This is a genomic window from Litoreibacter janthinus (assembly GCF_900111945.1).
Lineage (GTDB): Bacteria > Pseudomonadota > Alphaproteobacteria > Rhodobacterales > Rhodobacteraceae > Litoreibacter > Litoreibacter janthinus.
In genome coordinates, this window is record NZ_FOYO01000001.1 from 2,052,754 (window position 1) to 2,078,786 (window position 26,033).

At 58.8% G+C, this 26,033-nt stretch carries 25 protein-coding genes; 11 read left to right on the forward strand and 14 right to left on the reverse strand.

The features are described from left to right. Nucleotides 1–4: 4 nt before the first annotated feature. The 3 genes from BM352_RS10285 to BM352_RS10295 form a co-directional block, all read right to left on the reverse strand. Entirely contained in the window at nt 5–553 is a 549-nt protein-coding gene (locus tag BM352_RS10285) for a DUF4329 domain-containing protein (protein WP_090216377.1), read from the reverse strand. Between the two features lie 103 nt (nt 554–656). Then, nucleotides 657–1,556, reverse strand: a complete 900-nt coding sequence (locus tag BM352_RS10290; RefSeq protein ID WP_090216380.1) for a sugar kinase — start codon at nt 1,554–1,556, stop codon at nt 657–659. Continuing rightward, nucleotides 1,553–2,278, reverse strand: coding sequence for a GntR family transcriptional regulator (locus BM352_RS10295; RefSeq protein WP_090216383.1), 726 nt, complete (start codon nt 2,276–2,278; stop codon nt 1,553–1,555). Before BM352_RS10295 ends, BM352_RS10290 begins: the two co-directional genes overlap by 4 nt. A gap of 157 nt (nt 2,279–2,435) precedes the next feature. On the opposite strand from BM352_RS10295, the gene uxaC reads away from it, so the two are divergent. The 6 genes from uxaC to uxuA all read left to right on the forward strand — a co-directional run bounded on the left by uxaC (nt 2,436) and on the right by uxuA (nt 8,399). Next, nucleotides 2,436–3,842, forward strand: coding sequence for a glucuronate isomerase (uxaC, locus tag BM352_RS10300; RefSeq protein WP_090216386.1), 1,407 nt, complete (start codon nt 2,436–2,438; stop codon nt 3,840–3,842). Nucleotides 3,843–3,933: 91 nt separating this feature from the next. Next, the gene (locus BM352_RS10305) at nt 3,934–4,239 is read left to right on the forward strand and encodes a cupin domain-containing protein (RefSeq protein WP_090216389.1); all 306 of its coding nucleotides are present in this window, start codon (nt 3,934–3,936) and stop codon (nt 4,237–4,239) included. An 18-nt stretch (nt 4,240–4,257) separates the two neighbouring features. Further along, nucleotides 4,258–5,082, forward strand: a complete 825-nt coding sequence (gene kduI / locus BM352_RS10310) for a 5-dehydro-4-deoxy-D-glucuronate isomerase (RefSeq protein ID WP_090216392.1) — start codon at nt 4,258–4,260, stop codon at nt 5,080–5,082. Beyond that, a complete protein-coding gene (kduD, locus tag BM352_RS10315) occupies nt 5,079–5,819 on the forward strand; it encodes a 2-dehydro-3-deoxy-D-gluconate 5-dehydrogenase KduD (protein WP_090216395.1) in 741 nt (246 codons plus the stop codon). The genes kduI and kduD overlap by 4 nt, the downstream gene beginning before the upstream one ends. A gap of 1 nt (nt 5,820) precedes the next feature. After that, complete coding sequence (locus BM352_RS10320) at nt 5,821–7,227, forward strand: mannitol dehydrogenase family protein (protein WP_425434553.1); 1,407 nt, start codon at nt 5,821–5,823, stop codon at nt 7,225–7,227. After that, nucleotides 7,224–8,399: a mannonate dehydratase gene (uxuA, locus tag BM352_RS10325; protein ID WP_090216402.1), complete on the forward strand. Its 1,176-nt coding sequence runs from the start codon at nt 7,224–7,226 to the stop codon at nt 8,397–8,399. Before BM352_RS10320 ends, uxuA begins: the two co-directional genes overlap by 4 nt. On the opposite strand, the gene BM352_RS10330 is transcribed toward uxuA, so the two are convergent. From BM352_RS10330 to iolC, 3 genes are read right to left on the reverse strand one after another with little or no spacing between them, the layout of a single operon-like run. Then, on the reverse strand, nt 8,396–9,232 hold the full coding sequence (locus BM352_RS10330; protein WP_090216405.1) for a class II fructose-bisphosphate aldolase: 837 nt from the start codon (nt 9,230–9,232) through the stop codon (nt 8,396–8,398). The genes uxuA and BM352_RS10330 overlap by 4 nt on opposite strands. After that, nucleotides 9,229–10,071, reverse strand: coding sequence for a 5-deoxy-glucuronate isomerase (locus BM352_RS10335; protein ID WP_090216408.1), 843 nt, complete (start codon nt 10,069–10,071; stop codon nt 9,229–9,231). The genes BM352_RS10330 and BM352_RS10335 overlap by 4 nt, the downstream gene beginning before the upstream one ends. 11 nt (nt 10,072–10,082) lie before the next feature. Continuing rightward, nucleotides 10,083–11,060 carry a 5-dehydro-2-deoxygluconokinase gene (gene iolC / locus BM352_RS10340; protein WP_175500660.1) on the reverse strand — a complete coding sequence of 326 codons (978 nt, stop codon included), beginning with the start codon at nt 11,058–11,060 and terminating at the stop codon, nt 10,083–10,085. 169 nt (nt 11,061–11,229) lie between these two features. Between iolC and BM352_RS10345 the strand changes: the two genes are divergently transcribed. Together BM352_RS10345 and BM352_RS10350 are read left to right on the forward strand one after the other, a co-directional pair. Beyond that, the gene (locus tag BM352_RS10345; RefSeq protein WP_090216414.1) at nt 11,230–12,333 is read left to right on the forward strand and encodes a Gfo/Idh/MocA family protein; all 1,104 of its coding nucleotides are present in this window, start codon (nt 11,230–11,232) and stop codon (nt 12,331–12,333) included. A 43-nt stretch (nt 12,334–12,376) separates the two neighbouring features. Further along, a complete protein-coding gene (locus BM352_RS10350; RefSeq protein WP_090216417.1) occupies nt 12,377–13,510 on the forward strand; it encodes a Gfo/Idh/MocA family protein in 1,134 nt (377 codons plus the stop codon). Nucleotides 13,511–13,536: 26 nt separating this feature from the next. Here the strand turns inward: BM352_RS10350 and BM352_RS10355 are convergent, their stop codons facing one another. From BM352_RS10355 to bhcA, 5 genes are all read right to left on the reverse strand, one after another. After that, nucleotides 13,537–14,538: a LacI family DNA-binding transcriptional regulator gene (locus BM352_RS10355; RefSeq protein ID WP_090216419.1), complete on the reverse strand. Its 1,002-nt coding sequence runs from the start codon at nt 14,536–14,538 to the stop codon at nt 13,537–13,539. A gap of 152 nt (nt 14,539–14,690) precedes the next feature. After that, complete coding sequence (gene bhcD, locus BM352_RS10360) at nt 14,691–15,656, reverse strand: iminosuccinate reductase BhcD (protein ID WP_090220103.1); 966 nt, start codon at nt 15,654–15,656, stop codon at nt 14,691–14,693. 29 nt (nt 15,657–15,685) lie between these two features. After that, nucleotides 15,686–16,849 carry a 3-hydroxy-D-aspartate aldolase BhcC gene (bhcC, locus tag BM352_RS10365; protein WP_090216421.1) on the reverse strand — a complete coding sequence of 388 codons (1,164 nt, stop codon included), beginning with the start codon at nt 16,847–16,849 and terminating at the stop codon, nt 15,686–15,688. A 45-nt stretch (nt 16,850–16,894) separates the two neighbouring features. Continuing rightward, nucleotides 16,895–17,866 (reverse strand): beta-hydroxyaspartate dehydratase BhcB, encoded by a 972-nt coding sequence (gene bhcB / locus BM352_RS10370; protein ID WP_090216424.1) that lies wholly within the window; start codon nt 17,864–17,866, stop codon nt 16,895–16,897. Between the two features lie 11 nt (nt 17,867–17,877). Next, nucleotides 17,878–19,068 (reverse strand): L-aspartate--glyoxylate aminotransferase BhcA, encoded by a 1,191-nt coding sequence (gene bhcA / locus BM352_RS10375; protein WP_090216427.1) that lies wholly within the window; start codon nt 19,066–19,068, stop codon nt 17,878–17,880. Nucleotides 19,069–19,232: 164 nt separating this feature from the next. Between bhcA and bhcR the strand changes: the two genes are divergently transcribed. After that, nucleotides 19,233–20,078, forward strand: coding sequence for an HTH-type transcriptional regulator BhcR (gene bhcR / locus BM352_RS10380; protein WP_245780964.1), 846 nt, complete (start codon nt 19,233–19,235; stop codon nt 20,076–20,078). Here bhcR and ribB read toward each other — a convergent pair. Then, nucleotides 20,075–21,217: a 3,4-dihydroxy-2-butanone-4-phosphate synthase gene (gene ribB, locus BM352_RS10385; protein ID WP_090216430.1), complete on the reverse strand. Its 1,143-nt coding sequence runs from the start codon at nt 21,215–21,217 to the stop codon at nt 20,075–20,077. The two genes, bhcR and ribB, sit on opposite strands and share 4 nt — an antisense overlap. Before the next feature lie 274 nt (nt 21,218–21,491). On the opposite strand from ribB, the gene BM352_RS10390 reads away from it, so the two are divergent. Next, nucleotides 21,492–22,100: a uracil-DNA glycosylase family protein gene (locus BM352_RS10390; protein WP_090216433.1), complete on the forward strand. Its 609-nt coding sequence runs from the start codon at nt 21,492–21,494 to the stop codon at nt 22,098–22,100. A gap of 75 nt (nt 22,101–22,175) precedes the next feature. Beyond that, a complete protein-coding gene (locus tag BM352_RS10395; protein ID WP_090216436.1) occupies nt 22,176–23,327 on the forward strand; it encodes an amidohydrolase in 1,152 nt (383 codons plus the stop codon). Between the two features lie 190 nt (nt 23,328–23,517). On the opposite strand, the gene BM352_RS10400 is transcribed toward BM352_RS10395, so the two are convergent. Further along, a complete protein-coding gene (locus tag BM352_RS10400; protein ID WP_090216439.1) occupies nt 23,518–24,501 on the reverse strand; it encodes a 2-dehydropantoate 2-reductase in 984 nt (327 codons plus the stop codon). Then, on the reverse strand, nt 24,498–26,033 hold the full coding sequence (locus tag BM352_RS10405; protein WP_090216443.1) for an acyl--CoA ligase: 1,536 nt from the start codon (nt 26,031–26,033) through the stop codon (nt 24,498–24,500). Before BM352_RS10405 ends, BM352_RS10400 begins: the two co-directional genes overlap by 4 nt.

Sequence of the window (26,033 nt, forward strand, 5' to 3'; positions counted from 1 at the left end):
TGCGCTAGTAGAGCTGTCGCCGCTGTTTGAGTTGGCGCAAAGTATAGGTTTTTCGGATCAGACCCCAATCCCCTTGATTGAAATGGCGGTCCTGCGGAAGGCAGCGCAACCCGCAGAGCTGGCGGGTCAGACCTTCTTGGGGCAAGTTGACCCAAAACCGCCCGCCGGGAGTGGCGATGAAGCCAACCAGACCTTCTTTCATGTCGGCATCTAGATCTTCGTAGGAGGGGACTTCGCTATCCGCCTCATGATCATACGCGCCGTGTGTGTGAAAGGAAGCTAAGGGAACGACCCCTTTTGTACGGAACTGGTAGGGCAGGCATGTGTCCGCGTTCCCGCGTCTGGGCTGGGTCGAGATGATCGCCCCATTCTCGTTCCGCCCGAGTAATCCGCAAAATTCCCGCCCACTACGAAAACTGCGGGCTTGCAGCGTTGTCAGAACTTGCCGCGCGGCGGCGTCAAGCATCCGGCCTTCGTTCAACCGCAGTGTATCTGCAGCGCCTGTGTGAGAAAGGCCGAGGAATAGAGCGCAACAAAGGGTCAGACATTTCATGGAGGCACGCTAACGCAGAGCAGCGCGCGCTGTCCATTCAATCCGCGCGTTGCGGAAAACGCGGCGGATTATTCGCCACCAAAGCGGTGGATCTCAGTGGTTGCTATGTGACATCAGCCAGCGCGCCGCGCGCTTGAATGACGCGCGCTGCAAGATTTGCGGCGGCGTTGATCGAGACGTCCAGCGGTTGTCCAGCAATGCGGCTTGCCAGAAAGCCTGCATTGAACGAGTCGCCTGCGGCCGTTGTGTCGACGACCTTTACGGCCGCGACAGGTGCATGTGTACTGGTGGTCCCTGCATCCCAAGCCAACATCTCATCCGGTCCATTTTTGACAATAACGGTTTGCGCTCCGCACGATACATAGCGTTGGGCGGTGGCGGCGGTGTCCGCATCTCCGAACCATGTCGCTTCGTCCTCATGCGACGGTAGGACCGTGCTGCTGACGGCGGCGGCCTGCATCACGGCATCGGTCATGGCTTCCGATGAAGGCCAAAGTCCGGGGCGCAAATTGGGGTCAAACACCACATCCCCGCCCTTGGCGCGGAACTTGCTGAGGGCTTCAAGGAGGCGGGCGCGGTCGTCATCAGGCAGTATCGCAAGCGTGATCCCCGAAAAGTAAGCAACGTCCGCGCCGTCTAGTGCGGCGTCCAGCGCAGCGGCGTCCTGCGCCAACGTCCGAGCAGCACTTTGCCCGCGCCAGTAACTAAAGCTGCGCTCGCCATCTGCCAGCGAGATCATGTAGAGCCCGACCGTCAGGCCATCGCGCCGCGCAATTTGCCCCGTGCCAATCCCGGCCTCTTCTAGAAAGCCGGTCATTTTGGCAGAAGTGGCGTCGGAGCCAACAGCGGTCAGATAATCAACGTGATCACTTGGCGGGAGCAGCTTGCGCAGATACCACGCGGTGTTCATCGTGTCCCCCGCAAACCCCATGCGGTATTCGCCTTGGGATTCGGACGGGGCCATTTCGACCATGCACTCGCCAATCGCAATAATTCGGGTCATTCTGAGATATCCGTGAACCAGTTGTGGTTCTCTTGTTTGATGGTTTCAATAAGCTGAAGTATGCGTGATAGATGCTTTGTCACCGCCGCTGCGGCAGCCTCACCATTGCACGACGAGATTGCTTCGTACATTTCGATATGCTCCTCCAGTGCGAAGTGCTGAGATGAGGTATCCAGCGACAGCATTCGGATGCGGTCCATATGCGCCTTGTTTTCATGGATCAGGTCCCAGACATAGCCAACGCCGGATTGAACGCAGATTTCTTTGTGAAACTGGTCATCTAGAGTGTGGAACTGCATGCGATCACCTGCGGCAATTGCTACTTTTTGCTGCTCAATCAAGTTGGACAGCGCTGTAAGCCCCGCTTCAGACAACCCCTCACTGGCTGTTCGGCAGGTTTGGGTTTCCAGTGCCATGCGAATAAAGCGGGCACGTGTCACAGCCTCTTCGGAGATCAGGCTAACAGTCGTTCTGCTTTGCGGGCGGATGGTCAGAAAGCCCAGCTTTGCCAAACGCTTGAATGCCTCACGGACAGGTTGGCGGGAGACGCCCATCGCTTTGGCGACTTCGGTCTCCGATATTTTCGTACGCGGAGGTAATTCAAGCGTTAGAATGCGGGTTTGAAGTGCCGAAAAGATTTGGTCGGCAACCGTTGGCGCTGTACTCTGCCGGATTAGGGGCAGGTGCGATAGGTGCTCCGGTGGCTTCTCTGTGTCTTTCATATCGGCGCCTTTTTTCGCAACAAACTGGCTTCTACATTCTACAGATCAAGATCATTCGCGCAACTGGGATATTAGTTGACAGCAAAAAATAGACATACTAGCATACCAGTTAAGGTGACCTTGTATCGCCTAAACGCGCAGGACGATAGGGGGGGTCATGTCGCAACTTGACGACGATCGCTTGTTTCCGACGGAGCCTGCCGTGCGTCGCATGGCACGTGATCTTTATGAGGGCGTGAAGGATCTGCCGATCATCAGCCCGCATGGTCACACCGATCCACGATGGTTTGCCGAAAACGAACTTTTTCCCGATCCGGCACAGCTGTTTGTGACCCCCGACCACTACGTGTTTCGTATGCTGCACAGTCAAGGTATCCCGCTGGAAGCGATGGGGGTGCCGCGCGAAGATGGCGGCAAGACCGAGCAAGACCCTCGCAAAATCTGGCGTTTGTTTGCAGAGAATTTCTACCTGTTCCGTGGCACACCTTCGCGCATCTGGGTCGAGCACGCGTTTCAAGAGGTCTTCGGCGTGGTCAAGCGCCTGTCGCTGGATACCGCAGACGAGATTTACGACCACATTGCAGATTGCCTCACGCAAGATGCTTTCCGCCCGCGCGCCTTGTTCGAGCGGTTCAATATAGAGGCGATTTCGACGACCGAGAGCGCCATCGACGACCTGCGCTGGCACAAAATGATCCGCGACAGTGGATGGCAGGGCAAGGTTGTAACGGCCTATCGCCCTGACGCGGTCATTGATCCGGAATTCGACGGCTTCACCGCCAATATCGCAACGCTTGGCGATATGACCGGAGAGGATACAACGACTTGGACGGGATATCTGGCAGCACATCGCTTACGGCGGGAGGTGTTCAAGAGCTTCGGTGCAACGTCGTCGGACCACGGCCATCCGACGGCGCGCACGGAAGATCTGTCACAAGAGGTCGCCGCCGCCCTGTTCGACAAGGCCCTTCGCGGGGCATGTAGTGCGGAGGAGGCCGATGCGTTCCGTGGCCATATGCTGACTGAGATGGCACGAATGAGCCTTGATGACGGGCTGGTGCTACAAATACACCCCGGATCGTTCCGCAACCATTCGAAAGACATCATGGCGCGGTTCGGCCGTGACAAGGGCTACGACATTCCAACGCAGACGAATTATGTCTCGGCGCTGAAGCCTTTGCTTGACGCGGTGGGGGCTCGTCCCGACTTAACGGTGATATTGTTTACGTTGGACGAGACATCTTATGCACGCGAACTGGCTCCGCTCGCAGGGGTTTATCCTGCGCTAAAGCTTGGACCGCCGTGGTGGTTCCATGACAGCTACGAAGGCATGATGCGTTTCCGCGAAATGGCGACGGAAACCGCTGGCTTCTACAATACCGTCGGATTCAACGACGACACCCGCGCCTTTTGCTCCATCCCTGCGCGCCATGACGTAGCGCGGCGGGTAGATTGTGCGTTCCTCGCGACATTGGTCGCCACGGGGCGGCTGGCGAAGGACGAGGCACCGGATGTTGCCTATGATCTCAGCTACCGACTAGCAAAGGATGCCTACAAGCTCTGATGCCAACTTAAAGTGCGATATCTGTGCAAACTCGGCAGCATTCCCCCAAGGACCCTTTTGATTGCCCTGACTTAGAAATGGAGGACCCAGAATGACCCATCCCGTAGTCCCAACCGATCCCGGCGTGACCCGCCAGGTACTTGCTGAAAACCCCGATTTGATGATGGTTGCATTCAGGTTCGAGGCAGGTGCTGAAGGCAAGCTTCATGACCACCCGCATGTGCAAGCGACCTACGTGGAAACAGGCCGCTTCACCTTCAGCGTTGATGGGACCGAGCATGACCTTGGTCCCGGCGATAGTCTGGTTATCCCCTCGGGAGCGAGACACGGATGCGTTTGCGTCGAGGCGGGGGCATTGATCGACACGTTCACCCCACGCCGCGACGATTTCCTGTAGATTGAAAGAGCTGACCCCATGCTGAAAACCCAATCCCGTTACGCCATCGATCCGGCGACTGCCAAAACCTTGGATACGGACCAGTTGCGAGACCATTTCCATGTTGGCGGCTTGTTCGCCGATGGCGAGATAAGCCTGGTCTATAGCCACTATGACCGATTGATCCTCGGCTCTGCAGTTCCGAAAGGCGGGGCGCTGACGCTTGATAAGGTTGCGGAAGCGGGGACACCCTCGATTTTGGACCGACGGGAGATGGGCGTTCTGAATATCGGCGACGCGGGCACGGTCGAAGTCGGGGGAAAAAAATATCAGATCGATAACGGCGAAGTGCTTTATATCGGCATGGGGTCGGGGCCTGTGACGTTCTCTGGCAACGGGCGCTATTACATCCTGTCTGCCCCCGCGCATCAAACCTATCCCACGACCCTCATCAAGCTCGCCGACGCGCGACGGGTAGAGATGGGCGCGCCCGAAACCGCCAACGAGCGTGTCATCATCCAGTTACTGCATCCAGATGTTCACCCCAGTTGCCAACTGGTCATGGGCTACACCCAGTTTGCCCAAGGCTCTGTCTGGAACACGATGCCAGCACACACCCATGACCGGCGAATGGAGGCATATCTGTACTTCCAGCTGCCAGAGGAACAACGCGTCTTTCACATGATGGGGGAGCCAACCCAGACTCGGCACATCATCATGGCCAACGAGGAAGCGGTGATTTCACCCCCGTGGTCCATCCATGCGGGTGCCGGCACGTCGTCCTACACCTTCTGCTGGGCAATGGCGGGCGACAATGTCGATTTCACTGATATGGATATGATTGCGATCGGGGATTTGCGATGAGCGTTTACTCTCTCAATGGGCGCAAGGCGCTGGTGACAGGGGCCAATACGGGCATCGGTCAAGCCATCGCCGTGTCACTCGCGCGAGAAGGTGCCAGCGTCGTTTGTGCGGGGCGTCGCGCATGTGACGAAACCGTAGGCACGATCACTCAGGCAGGGGGCAATGCTTCCTCGCTTCTGGTGGATTTTGCTGATCCGATGGCGGGCCAAGGTCTCTTTGACGGGGAAGGCTATGATATCCTCGTCAACAACGCGGGCATCATCCGCCGCGCGGACGCGGTCGAGTTTTCCGAAGCGGATTGGGACGATGTCATGGACGTGAACCTGAAGGCGCTCTTCTTCACCACGCAGGCCTTTGCCAAGTCGGTCTTTGCTTCTGGCGGAAAGGGCGCGGTCGTAAACGTGGCCTCGCTGTTGTCATTTCAGGGGGGGATCCGTGTGCCGTCCTACACAGCGTCGAAACACGGAGTTGCTGGGTTAACCAAACTGCTTGCGAATGAGTGGGCGGCGAAGGGCATCAATGTGAACGCCGTGGCCCCGGGCTACGTCGACACCAACAATACCGAAGCCTTGCGCGCGGACCCAGAGCGCAACAGAGCCATTCTGGACCGCATCCCCGCAGGACGTTGGGGTGCGCCCGAAGATATCGCAGGTCCGGTGGCTTACCTATGCTCACCCGCTGCTGCCTATATCCATGGCGCTGTTTTGAATGTCGATGGAGGCTGGCTTGCCCGCTGAAATTACACTTCCTCCAAAACCCGCGACGGGAATCGTCCATCTGGGGCTAGGGGCGTTCTTTCGCGCTCATGGCTGCATCTACATCGCCGATGCGATGGCGGCATCCGGTGGCGACTGGGGCGTTGTTGGCGTCTCGCTTCGCAGCCCTGCCACTCGCGATGCGCTCCGCGATCAGGATTGGGCTTATACCGCCGTCAGCCTTGGCGCGACGGAGGAGGTGGCTCGGGTCGTCGATGTTTTGAATGGCGTTCTCGTCGCGCCAGAGAATCCTGACGCTGTGCTGGCCGCGATGGCTAATCCCGAGGTGAAAATCGTCACCCTGACGGTCACCGAAAAGGGCTATTGCCACAACCCCGCAACTGGCGCGCTGAACTTCGATCGCCCCGACATCCAGCATGACCTGACCGCGCCGTTTCCCGTCTCGGCCATCGGCTTTCTGGTCCGTGCGCTCCAACGCAGACGCGACGCCGGAAATCAGCCGTTTACGATTCTAAGCTGCGACAACCTGCCAGAAAACGGCAAACTGGTGCGTGGCTTGGTGCTGGAATTTGCGCAGCGCGTTGATCCCGCTTTGGCCGAATGGATCAAGTCAAACGGCCGTTTTCCCTGTACGATGGTGGACCGTATTACCCCTGCAACGACCGATGCCGACATCGAAAAAGTGGAGCGCCTGACAGGTATGCGCGACGACGCGCCCGTCATGCACGAGCCGTTTTCGCAGTGGGTTGTAGAGGATGATTTTGTAGACGGTGCGCGTCCAGACCTGGCGGCAGCCGGCGTTGAATTGGTGGCTGATGTCACCGCGCATGAGCATATGAAATTGCGGATGCTGAACGGCACCCATTCCGCGCTGGCCTACACGGGTTACTTGGCGGGGCACGAGACGATTTCCGAGACCATGGCCGATCCCGTCTTTGCCGCCTATGTGCGGCAGCTTTGGGCGGAAATCATGCCTGCCGTGGTCGCGCCTGCCGGCGTGAGCCTGCCAGACTACGCGGACGCCTTATTCGCGCGTTATTCCAATCCGGCCATTCAACACCGCACATGGCAGATTGCGATGGATGGCAGTCAAAAGCTGCCGCAACGCATATTGGGCACGCTGCGAGAAGCCCTGGATGCTGGGCGGGAGACGCCGGGGCTCTGGCTCGCTGTGGCCGCATGGATGCGCTATGTCGGCGGTCAGGACGAAACAGGCCAGCCGATCGATGTGCGCGATCCACTCGCGCCCCGTTTGCAAGAGCTTTCGGCGGCTGCAGACACTCCTGCTGACAAGGTCGCGGCCTTGTTGGCAGTGCAGGGCGTCTTTCCTGCAGATTTGGCCCCACGCCTTCTTGCGCCTGTCACCGAGGCTGCGACGCTGCTTTGGGAAGAGGGCGCACGCGCTGCGGTATTTGAGGTGACCCCATGATTGAAAGCTGGCGATGGTATGGAGACTTGGACGCAATCTCGCTGGAAGAGATTGCCCAAACAGGCGCGCGAGGCATCGTGACCGCCTTGCATGAAATCCCCTATGGCGAGGTTTGGCCGTCTGATGCCATTGCGGCGCGGAAAGCCCGTGTTGAGGCTGGGGGCTTTGAATGGGTCGTCGTCGAAAGCCTGCCGATCCATGAACGCATCAAAAAGGGGGAGGGCGACCTGTCCGCGCTCTTCGCCAACTACCGTCAGTCTATGGCAAATCTGGCGGGCGAAGGTGTCACGACCATCTGCTACAACTTTATGCCGCTGCTGGATTGGACCCGAACCGATCTCAACGCACCTGTCGCGGGTGGGGCAACGTGCTTGCGGTTTGAGGCGGTGCGGATGGCGGCATTCGAGATCCATATGCTCGGGCGCCAAGACGCCGAAGACGACTATCCCGACGATGTCCGCGCCAAGGCCGCAAGCTGGTTTCAGCAGGCGACAGAGGCTGATCGTGACAGCTTGCTGGCGTCGATTATGGCTGGAATGCCGGGGGCGTTTGATCGCTACGACGTGGCCGGTTTGCGTCAGGCATTGGCGACATATGACGGTGTGGGGCGTGAGGGATTACGAAGGAATTACAAGCGCTTCCTGGATGAAGTTGTGCCAACATCTGAGGAGTTGGGCGTCAAGCTTTGCGTACACCCCGATGATCCGCCACGTGACATTTTGGGGCTGCCACGCATCGTGTCGAACGGGGACGATCTGGATTGGATCCTTGCCGCTCATGACAGCCCCGCCAACGGGATCACGCTGTGCTCCGGCTCGTTGGGGGCCAATCCTGCGAACGACGTTCCTGCTATCGCAGCGCGTGTCGCGGACCGCATCCATTTTGCCCATTTGCGCAATGTCGCGAAAGATCCGGACGGCTCGTTTGAAGAGGCCGCACACCTTGAGGGCGATACCGATATGGTGGCGCTGGTCCGCGTGTTGCTGGACGAGCAGGCCCGCAGGCTGGACGCTGGGCGCGCGGATCATCTGATCCCCTTCCGCCCCGACCACGGCCATCACATGTTGTCAGACCTTTCCCGCGACCTGATCCCCGGCTACCCGCTGATCGGTCGCTTGCGGGGACTGGCAGAGCTTCGCGGCGTGATTAGCGCATTGTCGCACGCGGGTTAAGCGCCCACAGGTTTGAACGCGCGTAGCACCTCGCGTGTCGCGGCTACGATTGGATCGTGGGTTTCTTGCAGGATCGACACACGGTCAAATCTGGCGGGGTCTTTCGCAACGGCCTCGCGCAGCGCTTGGCCGAAGACCATGCGCAACTCTGTCCCGATGTTGAATTTGCATATGTTGGAGCCGCGAGCGAGCGTCGTGCGCTGCGCCATTGGAACGCCAGAGCCGCCATGGATGACCAGCGGCACATCGGTGACGGCTTCAATGGCGCGGATGCGAGGCTCGTCCAAACCGCCCGCCTTGTCTTGCTGAAGGTGGACGTTCCCGACCGAGATCGCCATGGCGTCCACACCTGTCTCACGGGCGAATTTGGCGGCCTCGGCAGGGTCGGTTCCGGCAGACGCCGCACCACCCGCATATCCTACAAAGCCGATCTCGCCCTCGCAGGACATCCCTGCCGCATGTGCCATTTCGGCGATGGCAGCCGTCTCGTCGATATTCTGCGCAAGCGGATGGCGTGAACCGTCGAACATGAGTGAGGTAAAACCAGCGTCCAACGCCTGTTTGCACTCGTCCATGGTGTAGCCATGGTCGAGATGGGTCACGACCGGCACGCTCGCAGTCTCCGCAAGATAGCGGAACATCGCCCCCAAAACCGGCAGCGGCGTGTGTCCCCTGCAAGAGGGGCCAGCCTGCAAGATCAACGGCACGTTTTCCGCCTCTGCGGCTGCCACATAGGCGCGCATATCTTCCCAACCCAAGGTGACCAGACCCGCGACGGCATACCCGCCCTTCAATGCGGGTTGAAGGACTTCAGAAAGCGTCGCGAGTGTCATTTGAACTTCGCGATCATGTCCTTGATGCCCGGGATCGTTTCAATCTGGGAGGCGTGGGTCGGTTGGAAATATTGAACAAGAGAGCGCTGGCTTAGCCCGCCCAAAATGGTGAAGTAATACATCTCGTAGCCCGGCAGAACAGCGCAGGGGTGGTAGCCCTTATCCAGACAGATCGTGGAGCCATCCATGATATGATACGCATCCCCCGGCTTGTTGTCCTCGCGCTGGAGCATTTGCACCCCAGAGCCGTAATTCGGCTTGAACCGGAAGTTGTAGGTCTCGTCGTGGCGGGTCTCGTCTGGCAGGCGGTCGGTGTCATGCTTATGGCTCGGGAAGCCAGACCAGCCGCCTTGACCGACGGTAAACAGCTCGCTGACCAAGAGACGGCCCACCTTGTCATGGTGGCGCGCACCCAGAATATGTTTGATCTTGCGATGGGTTTTGGTGTCATCAGAGCCGTATTGCACAAGATCAATCCCGTCGCCCCGCACGTCGAACGGCTCGAGAACCTTGTCAAATTTGGCGCCAGCGATGAAGGTTTCGGTCGCGTCAGATGTGCAAACAATCGTTACCTTGGAGCCGACGGGCACGTAGACGCCCTCTGGCTCGCCGTCCCATACATCTTCGCCGCGATTGCCCAAACCGTTGAAGTGAACGCCCTCGATCTCGACATCCACGGTCCCCGTGGCGGGCACGATGCATGTCTCGAAGCCCGGCACTTGATACTCGAACGCCTCACCTTTCCTGAGTTTGACGATGTTGAAGTAGTTCAGTGGAACCAGCGCGTCACCGGCATCGACGATTGGCTTGTTCTGGTTGTCAAAGGGGGGGATGTGCATGGAAGATCCTCTCAGGGTTGTGTGGGGCCGGGATGCGTGGCCAGAAAGGCCTCAAGCTCGGCAGGCGTGGGCATGGCTGGGGCGCATCCGGGTCTGGATACGACGATTGAGGCGCAGGCAGAACCGCGTAGAACGGCGTCCCGAATAGGGAGACCCTCGGCAAGGGACGCCATGATACCCGCCATGAAGCTGTCACCCGCACCAGTGGGTTTGACCGCCTCGACAGGGTAGATTCCCGTGTGGATTTCATCGCCATTTGCGAATGTTGTCGCCCCCTCGGGGCCTTTTTTGTAAACCACGATAGCTGCGCCGGATCGGGCTAGCTCACGTGCCTTATCCAGCCCTTTGCTGATGTCGCCGGCCATGAATCCAAACTCCTCGTCGTTCCCGACAATGACGTCGGACATGGCTCCGGCACGCGACAGCACGTCTTGTGCCACTTCTGGCGAAGGCCAGCTGTAGGGGCGGTAATCCACGTCGAAGATGATGGGTAAGCCCGCTTCACGGGCCAGCTCAAACGCGCGGAAAGTGGCGGAGCGAGACGGCTCGGCGGCAAAGACGGTTCCTGCGGTGATCAAGGCACCGAACTGGGAGTAATCCACAGCCTCCGCATCTTCGGTGGTCATCTGAAAATCGGCGGCGTTGTTGCGGTAGATAACGGTCTGGTGCTCTTCGAGGCGGGTCTCGGAGACTGCCAGCGAGGTTCTACTCTCGCCAGTGATCTTCTTCACATATGTGCTGTTGATACCGTACTGCGCCAATTGGTTCAGGCAATACCGCCCGACGGCATCATCCGACACGGATGTGACCAGCGCGGCCTTGCATCCAAGCCGTCCCAGCCCCGCCGCAATATTGGCCGAGGAGCCTCCCATCGCAACCATCATTGTTTGTGCGTCTTGGGTACGGGTTCCGGGCGGGTCCGGCATTAAATCCATCCCGACACGGCCAACAATGACGAAGTTCTTTTTAGCGATGCCATCTAAAACCATCAGGTGCGCTTTCGCTGGTTGAGGAGGTGACCAAGCTCATGAAGCTTGCCGCTACACCTGAGGCGCGCCAAGCTCTGCATGTCCTGTCAATTCCGACTTGTGATAACTCGAATCCTAGGATACGAAATTTGCAACCGGTTGCAAATTCAAATTGAACGGGGAGGGCGTTATGACCGAAATCGGCATCGGAATCATCGGTGGTGGTTACATGGGTAAAGCACATGCTGTGGCCATGGCGGCCGTCGGGGCTGTCTTCAACACCGCGTTACGCCCAAGGCTGGAAATGGTCTGCGCAAGCAGCGCTGAAACCGCTGAAAAGTACCGCCAGAATTTCGGCTTCGCTCGGGGAACGGATGATTGGAACAGGTTGGTGAACGATCCCAAGGTGGAAGCTGTCATCATCGCATCGCCCCAAACCACCCACCGCGCCGCCGCGGAAGCCGCGTTCGCCTTGGGCAAGCCGGTGTTCTGCGAAAAACCCCTTGGCGCAACGTTGGAGGACAGTCGCGCGATGGTGGCCGCAGCGCAAGCCAGTGGCTGCGTTAACATGGTTGGCTTTAACTATATCCGGACACCCGCCAGCCAATACGCGCGCCAGCTCATCGCGTCTGGCGAGATCGGGGAGGTGACGTGGTTCCGTGGGGAGCATACGGAAGATTTCCTTGCCGACCCGCAATCCCCTGCGACATGGCGCACGACGGGTATGGGCAATGGCACTATGGGTGATCTGGCGCCTCATATGATCAACGGCGCGCTCGCGCTGATCGGGCCGATCACCCGTTTGATTGCCGAAGTGGAGACCGTCCACAGCGAACGACCCGGTGGCACAGTCACCAACGACGATCAGGCGCAGATGATGTGCCGGTTCGAGAGCGGCGTTATGGGGCAGATGTTCTTCAGCCGCGTCGCGACGGGCCGCAAAATGGGTTACGCCTACGAGATCACAGGCACAAAGGGTGCGATCCGCTTTGATCAGGAAGACCAGAACGCGCTGTGGCTCTACCGGATGGATGGCCCCGATGCGACCCGCGGTTTCACGAAGATCCTGACAGGTCCCGCGCATCCGGATTACGAGCCGTTTTGCCAAGGGCCGGGGCATGGCACTGGCTATCAGGATCAGATCATCATCGAAGCGAAAGACTTTCTGACAGCGATTGACCAAGGCAAATCCATCTGGCCGACATTCCAAGACGGGATGGAGGTCAACCAGATCATTGCCGCAGCACTGGCGTCATCTGAAACAAAATCCTGGCAGGACGTCGCTGATTTTTAGATGACCATCTGCAACCTTTTTTGAAATCTGAAGGAAGAAGAACATGGCAAAGCTGAAATGGGGGATGATCGGTGGCGGCGAAGGAAGCCAGATCGGACCAGCGCACCGTTTGGGTGCGCAAGCGGACGGTCTGTTCGAGTTCGCTGCAGGGGCTTTGGATCACAGGGCCGATCTAGGTCGCGATTACGCTCAGCGGCTGGGCATCGCCGCAGATCGCGCCTATGGCGATTGGCAAGAGATGCTCGCCGGTGAAAAGAACCGCGCTGACCGCGTGGACTTGGTCACTGTCGCGACGCCGAATTCGACGCATTTCGAAATCACCAAAGCCTTCCTCGAAGCCGGGTTCAACGTGCTGTGCGAAAAGCCGATGACTATGACAGTGGAAGAGGGCGAAGAGATCGTTCGCGTGGCCGAGGCAAGCGGCAAAATCTGCGCGGTGAACTATTGCTACTCGGCCTATCCGATGGTGCGGCAAGCCCGCGCGATGGTTGGCGCCGGAGAGATCGGCAAGGTGCGTCTGGTTGTCACGAACTTCAGCCACGGCCATCATGGCGACGCGACAGACGCCGAAAATCCACGCGTTCGTTGGCGCTATGACCCCAAAATGGCAGGCGTGTCGGGTCAGTTTGCCGATTGCGGCATCCACGCCTTACACATGGCAAGCTTTATCTGCCGCGACGAGGTGCGCACCTTATCTGCCGATTTCGCGTCCACCATTTCAAGCCGCGAGTTGGAAGATGATGCCATGCTCAACTTCCGTATGGAGGGCGGCACTGTTGGGCGGCTTTGGACCTCGTCCGTAGCCATCGGCCGTCAGCACGGGTTCGACATTCAGGTGTTTGGCGAAACTGGCGGGCTCCGCTGGGCGTCCGAGCAGCCGAACCAGCTGATCTACACACCAGTTGGTGGCCGTACCCAAATCATAGAAAAGGGCGAAGGGGGGCTGCATGAAGACGCCCAACGCTTGTCCCGCGTGTCGATCGCGCACCCCGAGGGCTTCCCTTTGGCCGTGGCGAACATCTATTGCGACCTTGCGGACGCGATCCGGGGCGAAGTGCGTGAGGGCTTGCCCAACGCCTCGGACGGCGTGCGGTCCATGGCGGCGGTGCACACCGCTGTGGCTTCGGCCAAGGACGGCGGCGTTTGGATGGATGCCCGCCCTCCGATGTTCCGTTAACGGGCTTCGGTTGCGGCGACGGGCGGCTAGGGCAAGATCGGGCGCAGCGTCCCGCGCTCGATGATCTCAGTGGCAAAGAGACGGGCCTCAGGATAGCGGTCCGGCTCGTCGAGCATCGCCACCATCAGTTCGATTGACGAGGCCACGATCTGTTGGATCGGCTGCCGGATGGTCGTCAGATTGATATTCTCCCAGCCTGCCATCTCCATATCATTGAGGCCAAGAATGCCGATATCTCCAGGCACCGACAAGCCCTGGTCCGCAATTGCAGACAACGCCCCAATGGACAGAACATCGTCGCCACAGAAATACGCCTCCGCGCGTTGCGTTTCCAGAAGTCTTAGCATTTCGCGGCGACCGGCCTCGAAGGTGTAAGCTTCCGCGAAAGAGTAACTTGCGGACAGGTCATGCTGTTTCGCAGCTTGATCCATAAAGCCGTTCAGCCGGTCTTGGGTTGAACTTGCCATCTCTGGGCCGCCCAGAAATCCAACGTTACGATACCCGCGCGCGATCAGCGTTTGGGCGGCCATTCGTCCTGAGGCGACGTTATCAATTCCGACAACGTGCACCTCTGGCGCGCTGCTATGACGCCCGAAGGAATGAACGGCGGGCATGCCTGCGTCGCGAAATGCTTTGGCGAAACCGGGGGGCAGGGTGGAGGATGCGACTACCACCCCATCCACCGAGTATTGCTTGAGCATCCGGACCGAATTCGCGGGATCTGTCTCATCCGTCAAGTTCACCAGCAGCGGGCGTAACCCCTGTGCCTGAAGCCCACGGGTGAACAGGTCGAATACTTGCAGAAAGATCGGATTATGAAAGTTGTTCGAGACCAGCCCGATCAGCTTTGTGCGGCCTGTTGTCAGACTGGAGGCCAAGGCATTCGGGCTATAGCCAAGCTCGCCCGCCGCCTTCTCAACGCGGCGGCGCATCTTGTCTGACACCGACGCGCCTTCGGTGAAGGTGCGCGACACGGCGGAGCGGGACACGCCTGCGCGCTCTGCCACATCTTTCAATGTCGGGACCATGGATCGCAATACTCGCGGTTGCCTCTGCGCCGCGAGGCGCGGCGGATTGCAGTCGATACTACTGGCTAGGTCTCCATTTTTGCAACCGGTTTCACGCCGTTATTTGGTGTCTTGCGGCAAGCTTGTGAGTTACGTGACAATGAAGCGCTTCGCTAAAGCTGCACCACTGTCGCCAATCCTTGCGCTACGGCGGCTTTCACAATGGAGTCTGCAACTGCCAGGTCTTGCAACCCGACGCCCGTGCCATCGAACAGGGTGATCTCGTCATCCGACTGCCGACCAACGTGACTGCCACTGATGACAGCACCGATTTGCTTCACATCAGTCTCAGTGATCAAGCCCATAGAAATGGCGTGCTGTGCCTCACCAATAGAGACCGACTGAGCGACCTCATCGGTGAACACTGACGCCTTTGCCAGAAGGGCGACTTCGACCTCTTGCTTGCCAATTGTGTCTGTACCCATGCAGGCCACATGAGTTCCGGGACTGACGTGATCTGCCATCAAAACGGCGTTAAAGCTCGAGGTAATGGAAATGATCACATCGGCCTCGGTCATGCGCTCCAACGGAACAGCCTCGAACGGGACGCCCATGCTTTTGGCCACTTGCGCCAGACTTCCCAGTTTGTCGGGGTGCAGGTTCCAACCGATGACTTTCTCGAAATCACGGATCTCAAGCGCCGCGCGCAGTTGGAATGCCGACTGATGACCGGCTCCGATCATCCCCAGAGTTTTAGCATCATCCCGCGCCAGATGTTTGATCGACACCGAAGATGCAGCCGCGGTGCGCAAGGCCGTCAGGAGGTTGCCGCCGACCATTGCGTTGACACGACCGCTGTCGGGATCAAACAACAAGACGGTCGACTGGTGGTTGATCAGCCCGCGACGCTCCAGATTATGGGGCCAGTAGCCGCCAGCCTTCAGCCCCAGCACGCCGCCCGCTCGGTCAAACCCACCTTTAAAGCCGTAAAGTGCGTCCTCATGACCAAGTGCCGCGCGGACCACTGGAAAATTTCTGGCCTCGCCGGATGCCATGGAGGCGAAGACCTTTTCGACGGCGTCAAAGGCTGCTTGTCTGGTAAGAAGATCGGCAATCATACCCTCGGGGACAATGGTCAGCTTGTGCGCATCGGTCTGCATCCCGCCCATCAGTAGGCCTTCCCACGCGCAGACACAGGCCACAGCGTCTCGACCTTGCCATTGCGGACGCCGACATACCAATCGTGTACGTTGCAGGTGGGGTCGCAGTGACCCGGAACCAGTTTGAGTTTGTCATTCACCTTGAGCGCGCCGTTCAGGTCAGAGACGACCCCGTGCTCGTCCGAGCATTTGATGTACTCGACATCGTCACGGCCAAACACGACGGGCAGGCCGCTGTCGATGGACTGCGCTTTGAGACCTGCGTCGACGATGGCTTTGTCGGCTTTGACGTGGCTCATCACGCTGGTCAGGATGAACAGCGCGTTCTCCCACTCGCCTTGGTCAATGCGCTTGCCATCCTTGTCCAGAATGCGCCCGTAATCGGCATCCATGAACGCATAGGAGCCGCATTGGAGCTCATTGAAAACGCCGGAATTTGACTCGAAATAGTAGGAGCCGGTACCGCCGCCGCCGACAATATCGCAGTCCAAATCCTCGGACTTCAGGCTGTCCACAGCGTCTTTCACCATCGCCACGGCGACATCGATTTTGGCTTTGCGGTCGTCGTAGCTGTCGAGATGCTGCATTGCGCCCTGATAGGCTTGGAGGCCTGCGAATTTCAGGCCGCTCGCGGCTTCGATTGCCTTGGCAATTGCGACAACGCCACCCGTGGTGGTTACGCCGCAGCGTCCCGCGCCGCAGTCGATTTCGACCAGGCATTCGATTTGCGTGCCGTGCTTCTGCGCGGCCGCACTGAGATCGGCGACATTCGCAATGTCGTCCACACAGCAGATCGTGCGGGCGCCCAGCTTCGGCATTCGGGCGAGGCGGTCGATTTTGGCGGGGTCGCGCACTTGGTTGGAAACCAACACATCGGTGATCCCCCCGCGGGCAAATACTTCAGCCTCGCTGACTTTCTGGCAGCACACACCGCACGCGCCGCCAAGTGCGACCTGCATCAATGCCACATCGACCGACTTGTGCATCTTGCCATGCACGCGGTGGCGCATTCCGTGAACGGCCGCATAATCGCCCATCTTCTTGACGTTCCGTTCCAGCGCATCAAGGTCCAGCAAAAGGCAGGGGGTCTGAATGTCAGCCTCATCCATGCCGGGCAGCGCGGGGATGTCATAGCCGACTTCCATCTCGCTCAGGTTCATCGCGTCTTTCATTGTAACTCTCCGATATGTGTTAGGGCAGGCGCGTTCAGTATGTGGTCAACCGTTCATCCATGGCAGTTTATCAAGGTCGACATTGCCGCCGGTAATAATCACGCCGACTCGCTTCCCGCGGAAGGTGGCGGGGTTCTTCAGGATGGTGGCCAAAGGAACAGCACAACTTGGCTCCATGACAATCTTCATGCGCTGCCACGTCAACTTCATTGCCTCGATGATTTCCTCTTCAGAGGCGGTAAGAATGTCGGTGACGTAGCGCGAAACGAAGTGCCACGTGTTTTCCTTAAGGGGGACTTTCAGTCCGTCGGCGACCGTCACCGGCGCATCGTCTGCGATGATGCGGCCTGCTTTGAAGGACCGGTAGGCGTCGTCAGCTTGTTCCGGTTCGGCGGCGTAAATTTCCATCTTCGGAGCGAGGCGCGACAGCGTTAGGCAACAGCCAGAGATCATGCCGCCGCCGCCGATAGGGGCAATGATTGCCTCCAGACCCTCGACCTGTTCCAGCAACTCGCGCGAACAGGTTGCCTGACCGGCGATCACCCGCGGGTCGTTGTAAGGGTGTACGAAATTCGCGCCCGTTCGGCTTTGCACCTCCGCAAAAACAGCCTCGCGCGAACTCGTGGACGGCTCGCATTCCGTGATGAGACCGCCATAGCCGCGCACCGCTGCTTTCTTCGCCTCTGGCGCAGTGTTCGGCATCACCACATGGCATGGGATGCCGCGCTGTCCTGCGGCGTAGCTCAGCGACAGCGCGTGATTGCCCGAAGAATGCGTTGCCACGCCCTTTGCGGCCTCCGCTTCGCTCAAGCCGAATACAGCATTAGATGCACCACGCACTTTAAACGCGCCGGCCTTCTGAAAGTTCTCGCATTTGAAGAACAGCTTTGCCCCCGTCAACTCGTTCATAAATCGGGAGGTCAGGACTGGAGTGCGGTGAATGTAGGGTTTGATCCGTTCATGGGCCACGATCACATCATCAAATGTTGGAAGTATCGCCTCAGATCTGTCTGTCATCACGCACTCCATCATTCTGCGGCCAAGACCATCGGTGCGGCAGTGCTGCGGTAGATTTCCTGAGCGGCGGCGACGCCGGAGCCAAGAGTTATGTCCAGCCCAAGGTCGGCCATAACCATCTCGGCCGTCGCGATGCCGCTCAGGGTCATCACATCCGTCAGGCTACCAAGATGCCCGATGCGAAACACCTTACCCGCAACCAGTCCCAGACCAACGCCAAAGGCGACCCTGTAGTTTTGGGAGGCGTGACTGACAATCCGCCCTGCGTCGAAGCCTTCGGGCGTGCGGATAGCGCTGACCGTATCGGAATAGAGCTCTGGGCGAACGGCGCAAAGCTCCAACCCCCAAGCCTCCACCGCGCCGCGCACACCGTTTGCGATGCGGGCATGACGAGCGAACACCGCGTCCAGACCTTCGTCCAGCAACATCCCGCACGCGAGCTTCAAGCCATTCAGCAATCCGACGGCTGGTGTATAGGGGTAGGCATTTGCCGCGTAGCCCTTTGACATGTCGCGGATGTCGAAATAGGTGCGCGGAAGGCCTGCGGTTTTTGCGGCGTCCATCGCCTTGCGTGAAAAACCGGCAATTCCCAAACCGGCAGGCAACATGAACCCCTTTTGTGATCCAGTCACGGCAACATCAACGCCCCAATCGTCAAAGCGAAAATCCATAGATCCGATGGAGCTGACCCCGTCCACGAAAAGCAAGGCAGGATGCTGTGCTGCTGACATGGCGGCTCGGACGCCTGCAATGTCAGAAAGGACGCCCGTCGCTGTTTCGTTATGAGTGGCCAGAACGGCTTTGATCTGATGGTTTTTGTCTGCGGTCAGGATTTCCTCAAACTGGTCGGTCGGAATGCCTTCGCCCCATGCCGCCTCGACGATCTTCACGTTCAACCCGTGGCGTTGGCACATGTCGATCCATTTCTGGCTGAACATTCCGTTGCGCGCCGCCAAAACTGTGTCCCCTCGGCTGAGTGTGTTCGTGATCGCTGTTTCCCAGCCGCCTGTTCCGGTCGACGGAAAGATAAATATCTCTGCGTCGCTGGCCTTCATGACCTGCCGAACACCATCGCGAGCGGGATGCAGGATTTCCGCAAACAGGCTCGAGCGGTGGTCGAGCGTTGGCATGTCACAAGCGCGGCGCAGGCATTCGGGCATATTTGTGGGCCCAGGAATGAAAACTGGATTCTGGAAACTCATCTGACCATCTCCTCTTGGTTTCAACGGTTCTAGGACGAGGGGGCGCGTCTCACAATTTTTTTGTAAAATGCTTTCAAAAATGGTATGTGTCAGAAATATTGATAAATTACAGATGGTTGTAATTTTTCATATGGCGAAATCAATTTTCATAAAACGGATATCCTGTGTCAGACTTTTTCGATGAAGCCCAAACACACCGCAATCGCGGTCGTCCCAGAGCGTGGGACGACAAGACAAGCCAGAACACGATCAAGTCTCTCGATCGGGCGATGGGCGTGCTCGACTACCTGTCCACGCTCCAAGGCGCGACCCTGTCTGAACTGGCAAGTGACCTTGGTGAATCGGCCGCCACCGTTTACCGTATTTTGGTAACGCTGCAGAGCAGGGAGCTGGTGGAATTTGATGCAGACGGGCAGCTCTGGCATGTTGGCCCGCGCGCTTTCTTGATTGGCACACGGTATCTGCGGCGGACATCTTTGGTGGATCGCGCCAGACCGATTTTGCGACGCCTGATGGAGATAACCGGAGAGACCGCCAACCTTGGTATCGCACGCAACGCACATGTGCTTTTCGTCAGTCAGGTGGAAAGCCACGCGTCGATCCGGGCCTTCTTCCCGCCTGGGACACTGTCGCCGATGCATGCGTCGGGGATTGGCAAGGCGTTGTTGGCCGAGATGCCGGCAGACCGACTTTCGCGTGTGTTGGCTGCGGCGCCCTTGGAGCGGTTTACCGACAAGACGCACACCGACGCTGGAGCCTTGCGCGCTGACCTAACCGAGATCCACGCACGCGGATATTCCGTCGATGACGAGGAGAAGAACCTAGGGATGCGCTGCATTGCCGCCGCCGTGTTCGACTGGCACGGAGAGGCGGTCGCGGGAATTTCGGTATCCGGCCCTCTGAGCCGCATGTCGATTGAACAGACGCGAGAACTGGCCAAGGCCGTCACAACCGCCGCTGCCGATCTGTCCGCGGCCCTTGGGGCGGAAACCCGCGTTAAACCAGCTTAGGTGCCGGTGATCGGACGGGTGCCGACGATCTCCAAATCATATGCCTCCAACCCGACATAGCGAGTCAGTGGTTTGTCGGTGAGCAAGATCAGCTTGTGCAGCCCCATGGAGGACAGAATTTGCGAGCCAAGACCGATCTGCTTGATCGTGCGCGGGCCGGTGTCGTCTTCACGGATGAGCTTCACATGCGGATCACGGAACAGGCAAACCGCACCGCGCCCTTCTTGGGCGACAAGCTCCATGGCGCGGTTCAACTCGCCTGACGACGCGTTGCCGATGCCAAGAACATCTTCGAGTAGGCTCAAGGAATGGGTGCGCACCAGAACGGGCTCGGGTGTGGTGATGTCGCCTTTGGTCAGCACGATATGCTCGACGCCTTCGGCCTGATCCGTAAACACGCGCATCATCCATTCGCCACCATAGACCGAGGTCACGGTCTGGGACATGGTTTCGCGCACCAGATTGTCGTGGCGGCGGCGATAGGCAATGAGATCGGAAATAGCTCCGATCTTCAGGCCGTGCCGTTTGCCGAATTCAATCAAATCCGGCAGATGAGCCATGTGGCCGTCATCGTTCATGATCTCGCAAATCACGCCGGACGGGCCGAAACCTGCAAGGCGGGACACATCGACTGCGGCTTCGGTATGGCCGGCGCGCACCAATACCCCGCCGTCGCGAGCGCGCAGCGGGAATACGTGCCCGGGGGAGGCCAAATCCTGCGCCCCCTTGTCGGGGTCTATTGCAACGGCAATGGTTTGCGCACGGTCATATGCAGAGATGCCTGTTGTTACCCCCTCACGCGCCTCAATCGATACGGTAAAGGCAGTCTCATGGCGCATGGAGTTCGCCCGCGCCATCTGCGGCAGACCAAGTGCGTTTACCCTGTCTGACGTAAGCGTAAGGCAGATTAGCCCCCGTCCATGGGTCGCCATGAAGTTCACGGCTTCTGGTGTGCATTTTTCAGCGGGAATGTATAAGTCGCCTTCGTTTTCGCGGTCCTCGTGGTCTACGAGAATGACCATCCGGCCTTGGCGGGCGTCTTCGATGATGTCCTCGATGGGCGAGATCGCATGGCGAAGGCTCTCCTCGACGGTTCCCGGGATGTCGTGGGTGCCAGACTTGTCCACCGGTTGTTTCATGCATCTTTTCCCGTGTCAGTTTTCTATCGGTGACGCTCAATTCAAGGGCGTCGCTTAACAAAATGGATCGGGCGGTAACGTGTCAGGCAAGCAAAGGGCAAGCAAGCGAAAAACGGTGCGCGCGGCGAAACGCGCATTGTCAAAGTGGGGCCGCATTTCGGGCTTTGCCGAGAACAAGTTTGTGCGCGGCTTCGGTGATATTGCGCCGCGCCCTTGCCGATCCCTCTGATATCTCAGATGTTGGTGAGATTGTTGTCGGCGCAAGGGGTTGAGAGTGTCTGAAACGGCATCGGAGTTGACGGCGAAAATTCAGGCCTGCCGCCTATGCGCCGAGCAGTTCGCAAACACCAAGAGCGCCCACTCGCCGCGGCCTGTTGCGTGGTTCAAAAGTTCTTCGAAAGTCCTTATCGCGGGGCAGGCGCCGGGCATGCGAGTACATCAGTCAGGCGTTCCATTCGATGACAGATCGGGCGACAGGCTGCGCGACTGGCTTGGGGTGTCGCGCGACGTGTTCTACGATCAATCACAGATTGCTATCGTTCCAATGGCGTTTTGCTTTCCCGGCTATGACGACAAAGGGGCGGATCTGCCACCGCCGCCTCGATGCGCCAAAACGTGGCGGCAGGCGGCCCATGCTGTGCTCCCAAATGTGACTACGACCATTATCATCGGCGGTTATGCGCAACGCTGGTATTTGGGGGAAGAGGCCAAGCGGCAGGGCGTGACGGCGACTGTTCGGAACTGGCGTGACCACGCGCCGGATAGGTTCGTCATTCCGCATCCGTCTTGGCGCAACAATGCTTTTATCCGCAAAAACCCGTGGTTTGAGACAGAGTTGTTGCCAGCGCTTCGATCGCAGATCAAAACGGTTTTGGAAACCTAGCCATCTGGCACTGTCATTCAATCTGATTTAGGCGTTGGGTTGATCGATATGGCTGGAGCTAACCCAAGTGAACCGATGCTGACAAATTCTGACCTGACTGAACTGACCGAGTTTCGTCGTGAGCTTCACCGTCACCCTGAGTTGTCGGGCGAAGAAGTCGAAACCGCTCGTACAGTTGTGTCTGCCCTGAAGGCGATGGCGCCAACCCGGATCATAACAGGGTTAGGCGGTCACGGGGTCGCGGCGGTGTTCGACAGTGGCGTGGCTGGGCCGACTGTGCTTTTCCGCGCGGAGCTTGACGCACTGCCTATAGAAGAGCGCAATGACATCGCATGGGCGTCACGGGTTTCCGGCAAGAGCCATGTCTGCGGGCATGACGGCCATATGACTATGCTGCTTGCTCTGGGGCGGTTGCTGTCCCGCCAGCCCGTCGCAAAAGGCCGCGTCGTTTTGATGTTTCAACCCGCCGAGGAAGATGGCAGCGGCGCACGTGCTGTGGTGTCTGATCCGGCCTTTCAAGATATCCAAGCGGACTGGGCTTTTGCCATTCATGTGGAGCCCGGACGGCCTTTCGGTTATGTCGCGACGTGTCCGGGGCTGGTAAACTGCGCCTCTTTGGGCTTGCAGATCAAATTGACGGGAAAGACGGCTCATGCGGCAGACCCAGAAGACGGAGTATCTCCGGCACTGGCTGTGGCAAAACTGATCCCTGCGTTGAACGCCTTGGGGGAAGGGGGCGCCCTTGACGAGAACTTCCGGCTCGTCACGCTCACCCATGCTCAGATTGGGGAACCGACCTTTGGCGTGGCGCCGGGCGAGGCGGTGATTTACGCCACGTTGCGCTCGGCAATGGATGACGGAATGGCGCAGATCGAGGCAGATGCCCGAAGCGTCTCTGCACACGTCGCGCAAGAGTTCGGGCTAGCGGTGGAATTTAGCATCTCGGATCACTTCGCCGCGTCGATCAACGATCCAGACGCCTTCAAAGTCGCGACGGAAGCGATGGACGCGATAGGCGTGGCACATGGTGATGTAGGCGTGCCGATGCGCGCATCTGAGGATTTCGGAGTTTTCGGTTGGGGGGCCAAAGCAGCAATGCTGTGTTTGGGGCCGGGGGAAAACTACGCAGCGCTGCACAATCCAGATTACGACTTTCCCGACGATCTGATCCCAGTCGGCTGCGCGATCTTCGAGCGCATTGCGCGGGATTTGCTGGGCAGAGCCTGATAGCACGCCCTGCGGGAAGGCACTTGAGCTTGGCTCCTTTGATTGCCGCGTTCGAGGTGATGTTGAAGCAATGCAAAAGGCGCCTTCTGATCACATAGGCGTAGCCGGAGCTCTCGCGACGACAGCTAGGTGTTCGTTCAGATCGCGATTAGCCCAGCAAGATGGTCAGCTGCCCCGCATTCAGAGTGCATTAACTACCATACAGCCCTGCGCTGCGCGCACGCAGTTTGGTCAGCGCTAGAACTGTGTCGATCGTCGGTGTCGGCGTATTCGTAATGCGGCCCAATTCTTGCACCGAGCCCACGAGCGCGTCGATCTCCATCGGGCGACCCTGATCGAGGTCCTGCAACATTGAAGTGCGGTGCGCCCCGACGGCGGCACCGCCATTGATCCGCCGGTCAACGTCAATCGGAAATTTGACACCCATCTTCTCGGCGATCTGCTGCGCTTCGATCATCATGTTGCGTGCAACAGCGCGTGTCCCTTCGTCCGTGCACAGCACGTCCAACGTCGCGTGAGTGAGGGCCGAGATCGGATTGAACGACAGATTTCCCCAAAGCTTTACCCAGATCTCGTCGCGCAAATGCGGGCGCACCGGGGCTTTCAAACCAGCAGCGCCAAGCGCCTTGGACAAAGCCATTGCGCGCTCCGACTTGCTGCCGTCAGGTTCGCCCAGACTGAAACGGTTGCCCTCGATATGCTTGACCGTTCCCGGTTCGGATACTTCCGCGGCAGGGTAGACGACACAGCCCAAAACACGGTCTGGCCCAAAGCCGTTCCATTGTGCGTTGCCCGGGTCAACGGTTTCCAGCCGCGTCCCCTCCAGTTCGGTCCCGATTTTGTGGAAATACCACCAAGGGACACCATTAACGCCGCTGACAATGGTCGTATCTGGCCCGATCAGCGGCTGCACCTTCGGCACGATTGGAGGCACCGAGTGCGCTTTGAGCGTGATTATCACGTAGTCTTGCGGCCCAAGATCGGCGGGGTTGTCGCTGGCGTTAACCTTGACTGTCTGTGGGGCGCCATCCTCTTCGATCAGCGTTAGGCCCTTCTCCTGCATGGCCGCAAGATGCGGGCCGCGCGCAACAAGGCTCACGTCAGCGCCAGCCTGTGCCAGCTTTACCCCCATGTAGCCGCCGATGGCTCCGGCACCGAATATGCAGATTTTCATTGGCCGGACTCCGCAACCAGACCAAGCTTTTCAGCCAACCCGATGCGCTGCATTTTACCCGTCGCACCCTTCGGGATTTCGTCCATGATGATGACTTTGCGAGGCACCTTGAAATCGGCGATATGCTCGGCGGCAAAGCTGCGGATGTCCTGTTCGGTCGAACTCGCACCGTCTTTGAGGACCACAGCTGCAGCGACTTCCTCTCCCAGTTTGGGGTGGGGCAGTGCAAAGGTAACGACCTGTGCCACATCCGGGTGATCCAGAAGCACGCCGTCGACTTCAAGAGGGCTGATCTTTTCTCCGCCGCGGTTGATGATCTCTTTGAGGCGACCCGTCAGATGCAAATATCCATCCGCGTCAAAGGCCCCCTGATCACCAGTGCGGAACCAGCGCGCGCCATCTGCCTCAAAGAAGTTCTTTTCGTTGGCATCAGGGTTGCTTTCATAACCCGGCGTGACGTTGGGGCCAGAGATGACCACTTCGCCGGTTCCCTCGATCAGGTGATTTTCGGCCTCATGTGCGATGCCCATTCTGGGGCCTGCCGGGATGCCAACCGCGCCTGGCTTTTGCGTGCCGGATTCCAGTGGATTGCAGGCCATCTGATGCGCGGCTTCCGTCATCCCGTAAGCCTCGACGACGGGCGCGTTGAAAGTTTCGTTCAGAGCGCGCATGACCTGTGCGGGCAGCGACGCAGATGATGACCTCAAGAAGCGCAGTGGTGTGTCGGCGATGACATCCGAATTGCGCGCCGCACGCGACAGGATGGCCTGATGCATGGTTGGCACGGCTGTGTACCACGTGGGCTGCGCTTCCTTCATCCAGCCGAAGAACTTAAGCGCATCGAAGCCCGGAGCACACCAAATGGAGGCACCAGAGGCCAGCGATGCAGAGACGGCAGCAATCAAACCATGGATGTGGAAAAGGGGCATGACGTTCATGCAACGATCCGCTTGGGTCAACTTCAACGACTCTCGGACATGTTGGGCCGAGGCCGCGACATTGGATTGCAGGAGGGGCACGATTTTGGGGCGCGACGTGGTGCCGGACGTGTGGAGGATCAAGGCGACATCATCCGCTAGAGGTGCCTTGTCGGCGGCGTCGGCAGAAATGTCGGAGGTCAGCATGAAGTGACCCGCGGCAGCCCCCTCGGGGACGGACAGGCGAATGATGTTCATGCCAAGCTTGCTGGCCGCAGCAAATGCAGGTCCGTCATCGCCGTCCTGCAAGATCAGCGCCTTGGCTTTCAAATCCTCTAGATAAAATGCGTATTCCTCTTCCTTATAGGCAGGGTTGAGCGGGGCGGTCGTTGCGGCTTGGGCGACAGTCACAAAGGCGGACGCCATTTCAGGGCCATTGGGCAGCACGATCGCCACACGGTCGGACGCATCAATACCCATCCCGTTCAACGCCTGCGCAACTTCGACACCAAGGGCGCGCAGGCCGTCATAGCTAAGCCAGCTGCGACCGGGCGCACCGATCGCAGGGAGATCACCGGAATGGGTGGCAATAAGCGCTTTGAGGGTGGTTTCCAT

Bases quoted from the DNA above. Each gene is read 5' to 3' on its own strand.
- BM352_RS10285 (WP_090216377.1), bottom strand. From the start codon at position 553: ATGAAATGTCTGACCCTTTGTTGCGCTCTATTCCTCGGCCTTTCTCAC.
- BM352_RS10350 (WP_090216417.1), top strand. From the start codon at position 12,377: ATGGCAAAGCTGAAATGGGGGATGATCGGTGGCGGCGAAGGAAGCCAG.
- iolC (WP_175500660.1), bottom strand. From the start codon at position 11,060: ATGGTTTTAGATGGCATCGCTAAAAAGAACTTCGTCATTGTTGGCCGT.
- BM352_RS10345 (WP_090216414.1), top strand. From the start codon at position 11,230: ATGACCGAAATCGGCATCGGAATCATCGGTGGTGGTTACATGGGTAAA.
- bhcB (WP_090216424.1), bottom strand. From the start codon at position 17,866: ATGACAGACAGATCTGAGGCGATACTTCCAACATTTGATGATGTGATC.
- BM352_RS10305 (WP_090216389.1), top strand. From the start codon at position 3,934: ATGACCCATCCCGTAGTCCCAACCGATCCCGGCGTGACCCGCCAGGTA.
- uxaC (WP_090216386.1), top strand. From the start codon at position 2,436: ATGTCGCAACTTGACGACGATCGCTTGTTTCCGACGGAGCCTGCCGTG.
- BM352_RS10290 (WP_090216380.1), bottom strand. From the start codon at position 1,556: ATGACCCGAATTATTGCGATTGGCGAGTGCATGGTCGAAATGGCCCCG.
- BM352_RS10395 (WP_090216436.1), top strand. From the start codon at position 22,176: ATGCTGACAAATTCTGACCTGACTGAACTGACCGAGTTTCGTCGTGAG.
- kduD (WP_090216395.1), top strand. From the start codon at position 5,079: ATGAGCGTTTACTCTCTCAATGGGCGCAAGGCGCTGGTGACAGGGGCC.
- kduI (WP_090216392.1), top strand. From the start codon at position 4,258: ATGCTGAAAACCCAATCCCGTTACGCCATCGATCCGGCGACTGCCAAA.
- BM352_RS10355 (WP_090216419.1), bottom strand. From the start codon at position 14,538: ATGGTCCCGACATTGAAAGATGTGGCAGAGCGCGCAGGCGTGTCCCGC.
- BM352_RS10335 (WP_090216408.1), bottom strand. From the start codon at position 10,071: ATGCACATCCCCCCCTTTGACAACCAGAACAAGCCAATCGTCGATGCC.
- ribB (WP_090216430.1), bottom strand. From the start codon at position 21,217: ATGAAACAACCGGTGGACAAGTCTGGCACCCACGACATCCCGGGAACC.
- BM352_RS10295 (WP_090216383.1), bottom strand. From the start codon at position 2,278: ATGAAAGACACAGAGAAGCCACCGGAGCACCTATCGCACCTGCCCCTA.
- uxuA (WP_090216402.1), top strand. From the start codon at position 7,224: ATGATTGAAAGCTGGCGATGGTATGGAGACTTGGACGCAATCTCGCTG.
- BM352_RS10400 (WP_090216439.1), bottom strand. From the start codon at position 24,501: ATGAAAATCTGCATATTCGGTGCCGGAGCCATCGGCGGCTACATGGGG.
- bhcC (WP_090216421.1), bottom strand. From the start codon at position 16,849: ATGAAAGACGCGATGAACCTGAGCGAGATGGAAGTCGGCTATGACATC.
- BM352_RS10330 (WP_090216405.1), bottom strand. From the start codon at position 9,232: ATGACACTCGCGACGCTTTCTGAAGTCCTTCAACCCGCATTGAAGGGC.
- BM352_RS10405 (WP_090216443.1), bottom strand. From the start codon at position 26,033: ATGGAAACCACCCTCAAAGCGCTTATTGCCACCCATTCCGGTGATCTC.
- bhcA (WP_090216427.1), bottom strand. From the start codon at position 19,068: ATGAGTTTCCAGAATCCAGTTTTCATTCCTGGGCCCACAAATATGCCC.